Source organism: Bacillus sp. LBA3-1-1.1 (genome assembly GCF_040676495.1).
In the GTDB taxonomy this organism is placed as follows: Bacteria; Bacillota; Bacilli; order Bacillales; family Bacillaceae_G; genus Bacillus_A; species Bacillus_A nitratireducens.
This window is the reverse complement of record NZ_JBEGIB010000017.1, coordinates 22449-35062: the sequence shown is the minus strand read 5'-3', so window position 1 is coordinate 35062 and position 12614 is coordinate 22449. Positions and strand designations below refer to the sequence as shown.

The window sequence follows — 12614 nt, the reverse complement described above, 5'->3', positions numbered from 1 at the left end:
CTTGTTTCGATTGTTGCTGTTTGCCTTGAGAAGAATCCTCTTGTTTCGATTGTTGTTGTTTGCCTTGAGAAGAATCCTCTTGTGTAGACTGTTGCTGTTTGCCTTGAGAAGAATCCTCTTGTTTCGATTGTTGCTGTTTGCCTTGAGAAGAATCCTCTTGTTTCGATTGTTGCTGTTTGTCTTGAGAAGAATCCTCAGTTTGTTCTCCATTTTTTTGCTGGCTATTCTTATCTTGGTTATGTTTCATGCTTCTAGTTTGCTTTTTGTTATTGTCCTTTTGATCGTTAGACGGTTGTTTCGTATCAGCTGTCTCTTTTGCATCTGCTGTATTTGAGTTTTTTTTCTTACGTAACCAATTCCAAATCATATGTATTCCCTCTTTAATCTTGTAATATAGTGCTATTTTGTGGCTAATTTTGTATATTATTCATTTATTTATGAAAAGAAGAAGGAGAATGCTTTCCGCAGAAAAAATCCTTTAGTAAGCAGTTCATAATATGACGGGAAGAAGGTGAGTCTGTGCAAAGTGTAAAAAAGGAGAAGTTTGTTTTAAAAGAGTTTGTGTTTGAAAATGGTAGGGAGATTCCTGTTCAAATGGGGTATGAGACGTATGGTGCTTTAAATAGAGAAAAATCAAATGCGATTTTGGTTTGTCACTATTTTAGTGCAACAAGTCATGCGGCAGGAAAATATACAGAGCATGATGAGGAAGCTGGTTGGTGGGATGGATTAATTGGACCTGGGAAAGCAATTGATACAAATAAATATTTCGTTATATGTACTGATAACCTTTGTAATGTACAGGTGAAGAACCCCTACGTGATTACAAAGGGACCAAAATCGATAAATCCGATGACTGGTTTTGAGTATGCGATGGATTTTCCAGTTTTCACATTTTTAGATGTAGCACGTATGCAATATGAGTTAATAAAAGATATGGGGATTTCTAGATTGCATGCTGTAATGGGGCCATCGGCAGGTGGGATGATTGCGCAGCAATGGGCTGTCCACTATCCTCATATGGTAGAACGAATGATTGGAGTTATTACGAACCCGCAAAATCCAATTATAACGTCGGGCAATGTAGCGCAAAATGCGATTGAAGCAATTCAGCTTGATCCAGATTGGAAAGGTGGAAAGTACGGAGAGGAACAACCAATGAAGGGGCTTCATTTAGCGAATAAAATGATGTTTATGAACGCGTTCGATGAACATTTTTATGAAATGGCATTCCCGCGGAACAGTATAGAAACGGCACCTTATCAACAATTTTCTGCATTAACATCATTTGAGAAAGAAATAAATAAAGTGACATGTAAAAGTATAGATTTAGTAGATGCGAATTCATGGATGTATACTGCAAAAGCGGTCTTATTACATGATATTGCACATGGATTTTCTTCCTTAGAAGAGGCTCTTTTTAAGATTGAAGCGAATGTACTCATGATTCCATGCAAACAAGATTTACTTCAGCCGCCTCGTTACAATTATAAAATGGTAGACATTTTGCAAAAGCAGGGGAAGTACGCAGAAGTATATGAGATAGAAAGTATAAATGGGCATATGGCAGGAGCGTTAGATGTTCATTTATTTGAAAAGAAAGTTTATGAATTTTTAAATCGGAAAGTATCTAGTTTTGTGTAGGAAATAATTAATGTGGAAAGGTGCATGATTTATAGTAGGCACCTTTTTTCACATGATTTGCAGGCGGAAAATATATGTAGCGATTGCTATACCGAAGAACGCTATACTAAGCAATAGAAATAAGAATGACATTTCTTGTGGCGATTTTATCTTTTTATTATTTTTCATACTAAGTGCAATAATTGCAGCGATTAAGAAAATGATGCCCATAATGAAAAGAAAAAGTGTCATTTTAATCGACTCCTTTCATAAAACAAGTATATTGAGGATACAATGCACTAGTTATGTTTGTAAAGAATAAGTTTTGCGGGAAAATTGAGAAATAAATGTTCCATTCTTTGCGTTCCTTCCTTCGCATGCTAAAATTGATGAGAAATGATTGTTTAAAGAAGAAACTGAAGGTTTTATTGTATATAAGGAGGAACGACATATGACAGAAGTAAAAACAATTACTACAGAAGAAGTGCAAGATCGTTTAGAAAATGGAGAAACATTATTTTTAGTAGATGTAAGGGAAGATGAAGAAGTAGCGGCAGGGAAAATTCCAGAAGCTATACATATTAAAATGGGCGATATTCCAAATAAAGTAGATTTCTTTGAGAAAGAGAATGAATATATCTTTATTTGCCGTTCGGGAATGCGTAGTGAAAATGTATGCCATTATTTAAATGAGCAAGGATTTAAAACGGTGAACATGGTTGGCGGTATGCTTCAATATGAAGGTGAAACGAAATAGTTAATTGTTAAAAACTTGAAACGTGTTTGTTTCAAGTTTTTTTCTTTTGCATACAGTGTATAAAAGGGGGATAGGTAAATGGGGATTAACATGCGTAAAGTAAAAATTATAAATAATACAGGAGCTGTTAATGTTGGTGACTGTTGTGATATCTCACCTTTAGCCGTGGCAAAAATATATGCCGGTGCTGGAGGGTCAAGTGCGGCTATTTTTTTAAATGGGAAGCGGCAGCCAGAAGCGGTGATTAGAACATCAGTATTTTTACCGCCATTAGCGACGAGTACACGTACATTAGGTGCATAAAGGAAAGGTAGAGTGTAAGTATGCCTGCACGTATTAAAGAATTTATTATCGTTAATAATACTGGGAATATATTTACAGGGGATAATTTGAGTGATACTTCATTTACTGCTTCGAAATCGTATAGTGGTTCAATGGGGTGCACTTGGATTGACGTTGTTACAGTAATAGGGACGGAGACGAAGCTTTGTTTACAACCGGGAGATTCGGTGACGACAACCTATACACGAGGTACCCCTGCTGGTACTGTAACAGGAACAAATATGGGGCAAAATGTAAATGCATCGGGTATAGCACAAGCTGTCCCGAATACAGATAATATGGATTCAATTGCGGGACTCCCTTAAGGAATCCAAGGTCCAACGGGAGCAACAGGAGCTACTGGAGCGACAGGGGCCACCGGAGTTAGTACAACTGCAACGTATGCATTTGCGAATAATACATCAGGAACCGCTATTTCCGTTTTATTAGGTGGTACGAATATCCCATTACCGAACAATCAAAATATTGGACCAGGAATAACCGTTAGTGGTGGAAATACTGTATTTACAGTTGCGAATGCAGGGAGTTATTATATAGCCTATACAATTAATTTAACGGCAGGATTACTTGTAAGTTCTCGTATAACTGTAAATGGCAGTCCGCTTGCGGAAACGATAAACTCCCCGGCAGTGGCTACTGGTTCATTTAGTGCACCAATAATTGCTAACTTGCCTGCTGGAGCTGCTGTTAGTTTACAATTATTTGGATTAGTTGCAATAGCTACATTATCTACGGCAACGCCAGGAGCTACTCTAACTATTATTAGATTAAGTTAATAAGTAGAAAACCTTGGAACTTTTATGTTTCAAGGTTTTTTTATCCCAGTATTTGAGAGTCATCCTCGCTAATCAGAGGGGAATTGATAACCTCCTATTGTTTAAAGTTTCACTTTATTCAACTTAGCAAAAACATCGCAGTTCGAAAATATATTATAATAGAATGAAAAGAGAGAAATTTGGCAGAAAGGGAGGGTGGCGATGCAGGAGAAGATTAAAGACTTTTTTGGACGCCCACTTCAAGATTTACGCATATCTGTCATTGATCGTTGCAATTTTAGATGTACATATTGTATGCCAGCGGAAGTATTTGGGCCTGATTATGCTTTTTTGAAAGATGAGTTTTTACTAACGTTTGATGAAATTGAGCGTTTGGCAAAAGTGTTTGTTAGCATCGGTGTACGAAAAATTAGAATTACTGGTGGCGAACCACTGCTTCGTAAAGATTTAACAAAACTTATTGCACGTCTTGTGAAAATTGATGGATTAGTAGATATAGGATTAACGACAAATGCTATCCATTTAACGAAACAAGCAAAGGCATTAAAAGAAGCTGGATTACATAGAGTAAATGTTAGTTTAGATGCAATAGATGACGATATATTTAGAAACATTAATGGTCGAAATATTAATACGAAACCTGTGATTAAAGGAATTAAAGCAGCGAAAGAGGCGGGGCTGGAAGTAAAGGTAAATATGGTTGTGAAAAAAGGGATGAACGATCATCAAGTACTTCCAATGGCTGCGTATTTTAAAGAGCAAGGAATCACGCTTAGGTTTATTGAGTTTATGGATGTTGGTAGTACGAATGGATGGAATTTCGATCAAGTGGTTACAAAGAGAGAATTGATCGAGATGATTCATAGAGTGTATCCGCTTGAGCCAGCTGAAGCGCATTATTTCGGTGAAGTTGCGAAGCGATATCGGTACGTTGGAACAAATGTTGAAGTCGGTTTTATTACTTCTGTTTCTGAGTCATTTTGTTCCTCTTGTACGAGAGCGAGAATTTCAGCAGATGGAAAGTTTTATACTTGCTTATTTGCGACAGAAGGATTGGATGTAAGGAAACTTCTTAGAGGAAATCTTTCGGATGATGAGTTATTAAGCGTTATACAAGATGTGTGGGTGAATAGAAAAGATAGGTATTCGGATGAACGGACAGAAGAAAGTGCAAAGAATCGTCCGAAAATTGAAATGTCTTATATAGGAGGATAAGAAAGGAGGCTATCGTATGCAGGAGCGATATTCAAGACAAATATTATTTTCTGGTGTTGGAGAAGAAGGACAGCGAAAAATAAGAGAGAAGCATGTGCTTATTATCGGCGCTGGTGCTCTCGGGGCAGCGAATGCAGAAGCAATTGTTAGAGCAGGTGTTGGTAAAATAACGATTGCTGATCGTGATTATGTAGAATGGAGCAATTTACAAAGGCAACAATTATATACAGAGGAAGATGCGAAACATTATCAGCCGAAAGCGATAGCGGCAGCAGAACATTTAAATGCGATTAATTCTGAAGTGGAAATTATTCCGGTTGTGACCGATGTGACGGTTCAAGAAATGGAAGAGTTAATTAAAGGTGTAGATTTAATATTAGATGCGACGGATAATTTTGAAACGCGCCTTCTTATTAATGATATATCTCAAATGTATAACGTTCCGTGGATATATGGAGGATGCGTTGGAAGCTACGGAGTAACTTATACAATCTTGCCAGGAAAAACGCCATGTTTTCGATGTTTAATGGAGCATCCAGCGAGCGGAGCGACATGTGATACGGCTGGTATTATACAGCCAGCAGTGCAATTAGTAGTTGCGCATCAAATAACGGAAGCTTTAAAAATATTAGTAGAAGATTTTGAGGCACTTCGTGAAACGATGCTATCATTTGATCTTTGGAATAATCAACAGATGGCATTTAAAGTGAATAGACAGAAAAAGGATACATGTTTATCTTGTGGAAAGCTACGTACATATCCGAGTTTAACATTTGAAGCGCAAACGAAAACAGAAGTATTATGTGGACGAAATACAGTTCAAATCCGTCCAGGTGTACGACAGGGGTTTAATTTAGAAGAAATTAAAAAGCGCTTACAAAAAAGTGTGGATGTAAAGGAAACGCCTTATTTATTATCATTTCCGGTGGAAAAATATCGTTTTGTTCTATTTACAGATGGTAGAGCTTTTATTCATGGGACGAATGATATGAATGTGGCAAAACGCCTATATGCAAGATATATAGGGTGAACCTAAAGGCAATCCTTTAGGTTCACAGGGAAAAGATAGTATTAAGAATTTCTAATATAATCTCCATTTTTTCCGCCTGTTTTTTCAAGTAAGTACGTTTCGCCAATAATCATGCCTTTATCAACAGCTTTACACATATCGTATACGGTAAGAGCGGTAGCGGAAGCAGCTGTTAAAGCTTCCATTTCAACGCCGGTACTACCTTCTGTCTTAACTTTTACTTCAATAAGTAGTCGATATTGTTCTTCTGACTGTTTCCAATCGAAAGAAACATCAACACCTTTTAACAATAAAGGATGGCACATTGGGATAATATCAGAAGTGCGTTTTGCAGCCATAATGCCTGCGATTTGTGCAACAGCCAATACATCACCTTTACCAATTTGATTGTGAGAGATTTTGTCAAAAATTTCTTTCGTAACGAGAATGCTAGAGCATGCAATTGCTGTTCGAACGGTTACTTTTTTGTCGCTTATATCAACCATTTTAGCGCGCCCTTGGTCATTGAAATGTGTGAATGAAGACATGGAATTCCTCCTTGAAGTAATTGCGATTTAATATATAAAGTGTAATCGAGATTAGATATTTTGCAAATATGAGGTGAGAAACAATGGTAGAAAAACGAATCCCGATTCAAGTTGCTGAGGCAGTAGAGCGGGTTATGAAATACGCTAAGCATGGTGAAGTAGAAGAAGTTTTTATTACAGAAAGTTATGGGAGGATTCTTGGGGAGGATGTTGTCTCAGATCACGACGTTCCTCACTTCGATCGTTCTCCTTACGACGGTTTCGCAATTCGAGCAGAAGATACGAAGAAAGCGAGTCAAGAGCATCCGGTTGAATTTGAAGTAATAGGAGAAATCGGAGCAGGTTCTGTTTTTTTAGAAGAAGTAGGAGCTTTTCAGGCGGTTCGTATTATGACAGGAGCAGCTATTCCAGAAGATTGCAATGCAGTCGTAATGCTAGAGTTGACGGAAGGATTCGAGAAGAACGAAAGTACATATATGAAGTTGAAACGCCCTTTCAAAAATGGTGACAATGTGTCATTTAAAGGAGAAGATATAAAACAAAATCAAGTCCTTGTTAACAAAGGTGTTGTAATCAATCCAGGTGTTGCCGCACTGTTAGCGACGTTTGGATATAGCACTGTGAAAGTTGTAAAACAGCCTGTTGTCGGTATTGTAACGACAGGAAGTGAATTACTAGAAGTGCATGAGCCGCTAGAGCCAGGCAAAATTAGAAATAGTAACTCTTATATGATTGCAGCTCAAATTATGAAAGCTGGCGGGAAAGTGCGTTACTATGGACAACTTGCCGATGAGTTAGATGCATGTTTTACAGCTGTTAAATCAGCGATGGATGAGGTTGATATTTTAATTACAACGGGCGGTGTTTCAGTAGGAGATTACGACTACTTACCGGCTATTTATGAAAAGTTACAGGCAAATGTGCTTTTTAATAAAATAGCGATGAGACCCGGAAGTGTAACGACAGTAGCTGAAGTTGATGGAAAGTTACTTTTCGGTTTATCAGGTAATCCATCAGCTTGTTATGTAGGTTTCGAATTGTTTGTGCATCCGGTTATAAAAACGTATTTGTATGCGAAGGAGCCTCACATATATAGGGCAGACGCTATTTTGCAAAAAGATTTTCCGAAACCAAATCCGTTTACTCGTTTTGTAAGAGCGAAAGCGAGCATTGTTAATGGGGCACTACAAGTGACGCCGGTCGGTTTAGATAAATCGAGTGCGGTATCTTCACTCACAGATGCGAATGCTTTTATCGTGTTGCCCGGAGGAACGAGAGGATTTGAAGCAGGGATGAAAGTATCTGTATTATTGTTAGAGCACTCCGAGGGATGTGATTGGCCATGGGCAACGCCCCTTCAATCTTACAAATAGTAGGGTATCAAAATAGCGGGAAAACAACACTTGTAGAGAAAATTGTGCATGCATTAGCCGAAAGCGAAATGAAAGTTGCTACAATTAAGCATCATGGTCATGGTGGTTTTCCTGAAGTAGCGCAAAAAGATAGTGAAAGGCACCGGAAAGCTGGTGCTGTCGTAAGTAGTGTAGAAGGCGCTGGATTACTATCTCTGTCTTCATTACGAGATGAATGGTCCTTGCAAGAAATTATCCGCTTGTACGAATTTTTTGAAGTGGATACGATTTTAATAGAGGGCTATAAAGCTGAGAAATATCCAAAAGTAGTGTTACTTCGTTCTGCGGAAGACATTGAACTTTTACATAAGGTAGAAAACGTAGTAGCAATTATTACGTGGGATAATGTCCTGTCAAATTTAAGAGAAGACTATAAAGTATTTCATATAACAGAAGAAAAATTGTATGTAGACTGGTTTTTACAAACGGTTAGGAGTGCAAAATGATAAATACGTATTATGAAGTAATTGATACAGAAATCTCGATTGAAGAGGTGGCAAAGAAAGTAATTCGACGTGAATGCGGTGCTGTTACAACATTTATTGGAACGGTTAGGGAGTTTACGAAAGGGCGTCGTACATTATACTTAGAGTATGTTGCTTATAAGTCGATGGCAGAAAAGATGCTACAGAAAATCGGGACAGAAGTGAAGGAGAAATGGCCTGGTACACATGTTGCGATTACACATCGCATTGGCACGTTGCAAATTTCTGATATAGCGGTTGTTGTTGCTGTATCAACGCCGCATCGTAAAGAGGCCTATGAGGCGAATGAATATATTATGGAGCGTATTAAGCAAATTGTTCCGATTTGGAAAAAGGAGTTTTGGGAAGATGGCGACTCATGGATTGGTGATCAATTAGAAAAGACACCATATCCAACAGGAGAGCCTGGGAAGGAGCTATAAATATGATTCGAGTATTGTTATTTGCGAACTTGCAAGAAGAAGCAGGAACAAGTGAATTACAAATAGAGAAAGAAAATATTACGGTTGCAGAGTTAAAAGATATTGTCGCGAAGGAATATAATGTACCAGTATCAGCACCAATTATGGTTGCGATTAATGAAGAATATGCAAATGAAGATGATACGATACAATCCGGTGATGTAGTTGCACTTATACCACCAGTGAGCGGTGGTTAATATTGGATTTGTACTAGAAAAAACGACTTTCCTAAATAGGAAAAGTCGTTTTTTTATGGGCGTTTTGAGAACACTAACTTATAGAACAAGGAGGGAATTATGAAAAAGATATGTGTAATGATTACAATGATATGTTCCATTTTTTTCTCTTCTCCAAGCTATTCTTGGGCGAAAGAATCGAAGGAACAACTTTTAGAGAGTGCACTACTTAATCGATATTACTCAGTTATAAGGCAAGCGACAGAAGATCAGTATGAATGTGATTCAGTTACAAATATAAAGCGTCTAGGCAAGAAAGATGAATTTGTTCCTAGATTTGAAGTGACGCTACAATTTCTTACATTTCAAGGGGCGCATAATCCGCCGAATGATCGTATTACACTCACTTTAGAAGATTATTTAGATCACATAAAAATAAAAAAAGTGGAGCGAGAAAAAAATGTTTCTGGTGCTATTGCAGAAAAGGTTTGCGCACGAGCGAAAGAGAAAATGAAAGCTCACTCTAATGGTGTAGAGCGGTAACAGATGACATTTAGTAAAGAAAGGTAATGAGCCATGGATATACTTTTAGCGATTTTACCAGCTATATTTTGGGGAAGTATTGTGCTATTTAACGTGAAACTGGGCGGTGGACCGTATAGTCAAACGCTTGGTACAACGCTTGGTGCACTTATTTTCTCGATTGTTGTTTATATTTTTGTAAAGCCAGTATTAACTCCTACTGTTATTGGAGTTGGAATTGTGTCAGGTTTATTTTGGGCACTTGGTCAGGCGAATCAATTGAAAAGTATTGATTTAATGGGTGTTTCGAGGACGATGCCCGTTTCAACAGGGCTGCAATTAGTTGCGACGACTTTATTTGGCGTTATCGTATTTCATGAATGGTCTACGACAATATCAGTCGTCCTTGGAATTTTAGCGCTCGTTTGTATTATTATCGGTGTTATTTTAACATCACTTCAAAGTGAAGAAGAAAAAAATGCAGAGCAAGCAGCAAATTTTAAAAGGGGTATCATAATTTTATTAATTTCAACAGTCGGTTATTTAGTTTACGTAGTAGTTATTAGGCTATTTAACGTAGATGGTTGGTCGGCTTTATTACCACAAGCAGTTGGTATGGTGTTAGGAGGTATTTTACTTACGTTTAAACATCATCCATTTAATAAGTATGCGATACGAAATATTATTCCAGGATTAATTTGGGCAGCAGGAAATATGTTTTTATTCATTTCGCAGCCGCGTGTCGGAGTCGCAACAAGCTTTTCACTATCACAAATGGGAATTGTTATTTCGACGCTTGGCGGGATTCTTATATTAGGTGAAAGAAAAACGAAACGCCAATTAACGGGGATTGTTGTTGGTATCGTTTTTATTATCGCAGCTGGAATTATGTTAGGGATTGCAAAAGGTTAAGGAGGTATTGAAATGTATAGTGATTTAGAAGGAAAAGTTGTCATTATTACAGGATCAGCGACTGGTCTCGGAAGAGCGATGGGAGTAAGGTTTGCTAAGGAGAAGGCGAAAGTCGTTATTAACTATCGCTCACGAGAGTCGGAAGCGAATGATGTGTTAGAAGAAATAAAAAAGGTAGGCGGGGAAGCGATTGCTGTAAAAGGTGATGTGACCGCAGAGGGAGATGTTGTGAATCTCATTCAATCTGCTGTGAAAGAGTTTGGTACGCTCGACGTTATGATTAATAATGCAGGAATAGAAAACGCGGTACCGTCGCATGAAATGCCATTAGTGGATTGGAATAAAGTAATCAATACGAATTTAACAGGCGCTTTTTTAGGAAGCCGTGAAGCGATTAAATATTTTGTGGAACACAATATTAAAGGATCTGTCATTAATATGTCTAGTGTTCATGAGAAAATTCCGTGGCCACTATTCGTACACTATGCCGCAAGTAAAGGCGGTATTAAACTTATGACAGAAACGTTAGCGTTAGAATACGCACCAAAAGGTATTCGAGTAAATAATATTGGACCAGGTGCAATTAATACGCCAATCAATGCTGAAAAGTTCGCTGATCCTAAAAAGCGTGCTGACGTAGAAAGTATGATACCGATGGGCTACATTGGAAAACCTGAAGAAATCGCAGCAGTAGCAACGTGGCTCGCTTCAGCAGAGGCGAGTTACGTAACTGGAATTACGTTATTTGCAGATGGTGGAATGACTTTATACCCATCGTTTCAAGCGGGGCGTGGGTAATAAAAAAGGCCAAAGAGATCTATCTCTTTGGCCTTTTTAAGCAAAAAAAAATAGCGGTCAGCTATTTTTAAAATTAATGATTAATTGTATCTTGAAGAAATTCTGTTGCTTGATGTTCTGAAACATTCTGTACGAGCGCAACTTCGCTAATAACCATTTTGCGCGCATTATCTAGCATTTGTTTTTCGCTCGCATTTAATGCTCTTTCTTTATTGCGACGAAGTAAATCACGAACAACTTCTGCACTATCTTGAAGATTGCCGTTCTTCATTTTTTCCATATTCATTGTATATCTTTGTTTCCAGGAAAGTGAGGGGTCTGATTCCCCATGATGAAATTCAAGAAGTATACCATCTAACGTACCTTTATCAACGATATAACGTATACCTGACTTTTGTAATTGATTCATCGGAAGCATTACTTGCATATCTTTATTAATGATGCGTATAACACAATATTGACGTGTAGTACCTAATATTTCTTTTTCTTCAATTGCTTCGATGATTCCTGCACCGTGCATTGGATAAACGATTTTATCACCAATTTGAAACAAATCATCCACCTCCATATGTGGTAACCATCTTTAATGATAACATACTTAGATAAAAATGTCAAATTTTATATAATATCATATCTGATATACTGTAGTCAATATATAAAAGTCGTTTTTTTAGATGTTTTTTTGCCCTTATATGTGAAACGAAAAGAGGAGATTTTTTTAGAAAAATAGTACAGGCGAAGAAAGAGGGCATATCCACTTATTTTTAAGCATAAAATGTAAAATCGCTAATACAATATACCTAAATCCGTTCTTTGCAAGGGAGGGAGAGAAGGTGGGGCGCACAATTAAAATTGATATTACAAATAAAGTTGTGGCTAAATTTAGACCAAATTATTTGGAATTATATACGAGTAAATTTATGATAGGTAAGTTTTATGTCTATACTGAAGGTAAGCAATATGTGTTAGAAGACGGATATATATACGAAGAAGGAAAGTTTTATCGCATCATAGATACGCACCGTGGCAATAATCAAGCGGCGGAGGGCTGCGATCTAGGATGGTGTTAACATGATTCGTGTGAAAGTATTTGATGAAAGTCATGAAAAAGACTTAGAAGATGCAGTAAATGTATTTTTGAAAAAAATTGATGATGGAAATTTTGTAGATATAAAGTATCAAGTTGGTGTTTCAATTAATGATGATGAAAATCAAATTTATTGTTTTTCAGCGATGATTGTTTATAAAGCATAAAAAAGAGCTGGGGAGCCAGCTCTTTTTTATGCTTTATGTTGGGACAACATGTGTCGGTAAAATATTCATAATAGATTGTGTTGCGCCTGTTTTCTTTGCTGTTAAAAGAATTTCTCCTGTTTCATGCTCCTGAGCATCAGTGCACATACCGAGGTGATAACGATCACCTAAAAATGGATCAATATAAAAACCGTTTTTGAATACTTTATCATTCGGATGTTTTTCATGGTGAATTTCAGAACAATTAATGCAATAGAACATAGCTTACATCCCCTTTTTATTTTTGTTTAAAAAAGTGAGTAGGTAGTCATTTCGCTCCTAAGG

At 37.3% G+C, this 12614-nt stretch carries 19 protein-coding genes and 2 pseudogenes; 16 read left to right on the top strand and 5 right to left on the bottom strand.

What is annotated here, in order from left to right:
* Positions 1 to 367, bottom strand: a pseudogene (locus MRBLBA3_RS14790) (spore germination protein); the annotation flags it as partial.
* Between the two features lie 152 nt (positions 368 to 519).
* On the opposite strand from MRBLBA3_RS14790, the gene MRBLBA3_RS14785 reads away from it, so the two are divergent.
* Complete coding sequence (locus MRBLBA3_RS14785; RefSeq protein ID WP_044737520.1) at positions 520 to 1644, top strand: alpha/beta fold hydrolase; 1125 nt, start codon at positions 520 to 522, stop codon at positions 1642 to 1644.
* Between the two features lie 48 nt (positions 1645 to 1692).
* Here the strand turns inward: MRBLBA3_RS14785 and MRBLBA3_RS14780 are convergent, their stop codons facing one another.
* The gene (locus MRBLBA3_RS14780; RefSeq protein ID WP_044737521.1) at positions 1693 to 1875 is read right to left on the bottom strand and encodes a hypothetical protein; all 183 of its coding nucleotides are present in this window, start codon (positions 1873 to 1875) and stop codon (positions 1693 to 1695) included.
* A gap of 199 nt (positions 1876 to 2074) precedes the next feature.
* On the opposite strand from MRBLBA3_RS14780, the gene MRBLBA3_RS14775 reads away from it, so the two are divergent.
* The 6 genes and pseudogenes from MRBLBA3_RS14775 (at position 2075) to MRBLBA3_RS14750 (ending at position 5743) form a co-directional block, all read left to right on the top strand.
* Positions 2075 to 2380 carry a rhodanese-like domain-containing protein gene (locus MRBLBA3_RS14775; protein ID WP_044737539.1) on the top strand — a complete coding sequence of 102 codons (306 nt, stop codon included), beginning with the start codon at positions 2075 to 2077 and terminating at the stop codon, positions 2378 to 2380.
* Positions 2381 to 2458: 78 nt separating this feature from the next.
* Positions 2459 to 2683: a spore germination protein gene (locus tag MRBLBA3_RS14770; RefSeq protein ID WP_044737522.1), complete on the top strand. Its 225-nt coding sequence runs from the start codon at positions 2459 to 2461 to the stop codon at positions 2681 to 2683.
* A gap of 20 nt (positions 2684 to 2703) precedes the next feature.
* Positions 2704 to 3027: a hypothetical protein gene (locus MRBLBA3_RS14765; RefSeq protein WP_001111500.1), complete on the top strand. Its 324-nt coding sequence runs from the start codon at positions 2704 to 2706 to the stop codon at positions 3025 to 3027.
* Positions 3028 to 3498, top strand: a pseudogene (locus MRBLBA3_RS14760) (BclA C-terminal domain-containing protein); the annotation flags it as partial.
* A 201-nt stretch (positions 3499 to 3699) separates the two neighbouring features.
* On the top strand, positions 3700 to 4713 hold the full coding sequence (moaA, locus tag MRBLBA3_RS14755; protein WP_001156505.1) for a GTP 3',8-cyclase MoaA: 1014 nt from the start codon (positions 3700 to 3702) through the stop codon (positions 4711 to 4713).
* 16 nt (positions 4714 to 4729) lie between these two features.
* A complete protein-coding gene (locus MRBLBA3_RS14750) occupies positions 4730 to 5743 on the top strand; it encodes a molybdopterin-synthase adenylyltransferase MoeB (RefSeq protein ID WP_044737523.1) in 1014 nt (337 codons plus the stop codon).
* A 41-nt stretch (positions 5744 to 5784) separates the two neighbouring features.
* On the opposite strand, the gene moaC is transcribed toward MRBLBA3_RS14750, so the two are convergent.
* Positions 5785 to 6270 (bottom strand): cyclic pyranopterin monophosphate synthase MoaC, encoded by a 486-nt coding sequence (moaC, locus tag MRBLBA3_RS14745; RefSeq protein WP_363381858.1) that lies wholly within the window; start codon positions 6268 to 6270, stop codon positions 5785 to 5787.
* A gap of 83 nt (positions 6271 to 6353) precedes the next feature.
* On the opposite strand from moaC, the gene glp reads away from it, so the two are divergent.
* The 7 genes from glp (at position 6354) to MRBLBA3_RS14710 (ending at position 11036) form a co-directional block, all read left to right on the top strand.
* Positions 6354 to 7643, top strand: coding sequence for a gephyrin-like molybdotransferase Glp (gene glp, locus MRBLBA3_RS14740; protein WP_363381856.1), 1290 nt, complete (start codon positions 6354 to 6356; stop codon positions 7641 to 7643).
* A complete protein-coding gene (gene mobB / locus MRBLBA3_RS14735) occupies positions 7607 to 8128 on the top strand; it encodes a molybdopterin-guanine dinucleotide biosynthesis protein B (RefSeq protein ID WP_002094381.1) in 522 nt (173 codons plus the stop codon). Before glp ends, mobB begins: the two co-directional genes overlap by 37 nt.
* Entirely contained in the window at positions 8125 to 8589 is a 465-nt protein-coding gene (gene moaE, locus MRBLBA3_RS14730) for a molybdopterin synthase catalytic subunit MoaE (protein ID WP_044737526.1), read from the top strand. The genes mobB and moaE overlap by 4 nt, the downstream gene beginning before the upstream one ends.
* Before the next feature lie 2 nt (positions 8590 to 8591).
* Positions 8592 to 8825: a molybdopterin converting factor subunit 1 gene (moaD, locus tag MRBLBA3_RS14725; RefSeq protein ID WP_000621795.1), complete on the top strand. Its 234-nt coding sequence runs from the start codon at positions 8592 to 8594 to the stop codon at positions 8823 to 8825.
* Positions 8826 to 8924: 99 nt separating this feature from the next.
* Positions 8925 to 9347, top strand: coding sequence for a DUF3888 domain-containing protein (locus MRBLBA3_RS14720; protein ID WP_242399433.1), 423 nt, complete (start codon positions 8925 to 8927; stop codon positions 9345 to 9347).
* A 33-nt stretch (positions 9348 to 9380) separates the two neighbouring features.
* On the top strand, positions 9381 to 10238 hold the full coding sequence (gene glcU, locus MRBLBA3_RS14715) for a glucose uptake protein GlcU (protein ID WP_044737528.1): 858 nt from the start codon (positions 9381 to 9383) through the stop codon (positions 10236 to 10238).
* A gap of 12 nt (positions 10239 to 10250) precedes the next feature.
* A complete protein-coding gene (locus MRBLBA3_RS14710) occupies positions 10251 to 11036 on the top strand; it encodes a glucose 1-dehydrogenase (RefSeq protein WP_044737529.1) in 786 nt (261 codons plus the stop codon).
* A 73-nt stretch (positions 11037 to 11109) separates the two neighbouring features.
* Here MRBLBA3_RS14710 and MRBLBA3_RS14705 read toward each other — a convergent pair whose 3' ends face one another.
* Positions 11110 to 11604, bottom strand: coding sequence for a CarD family transcriptional regulator (locus MRBLBA3_RS14705; protein ID WP_044737530.1), 495 nt, complete (start codon positions 11602 to 11604; stop codon positions 11110 to 11112).
* Between the two features lie 265 nt (positions 11605 to 11869).
* Here MRBLBA3_RS14705 and MRBLBA3_RS14700 point away from each other — a divergent pair, with 265 nt between their 5' ends.
* On the top strand, positions 11870 to 12106 hold the full coding sequence (locus tag MRBLBA3_RS14700; protein WP_000533805.1) for a DUF2553 family protein: 237 nt from the start codon (positions 11870 to 11872) through the stop codon (positions 12104 to 12106).
* A gap of 1 nt (position 12107) precedes the next feature.
* On the top strand, positions 12108 to 12290 hold the full coding sequence (locus tag MRBLBA3_RS14695; RefSeq protein ID WP_000621746.1) for a sporulation protein Cse60: 183 nt from the start codon (positions 12108 to 12110) through the stop codon (positions 12288 to 12290).
* Between the two features lie 33 nt (positions 12291 to 12323).
* On the opposite strand, the gene MRBLBA3_RS14690 is transcribed toward MRBLBA3_RS14695, so the two are convergent.
* Entirely contained in the window at positions 12324 to 12551 is a 228-nt protein-coding gene (locus MRBLBA3_RS14690; RefSeq protein WP_000498999.1) for a DUF3973 domain-containing protein, read from the bottom strand.
* Positions 12552 to 12614 lie beyond the last annotated feature (63 nt).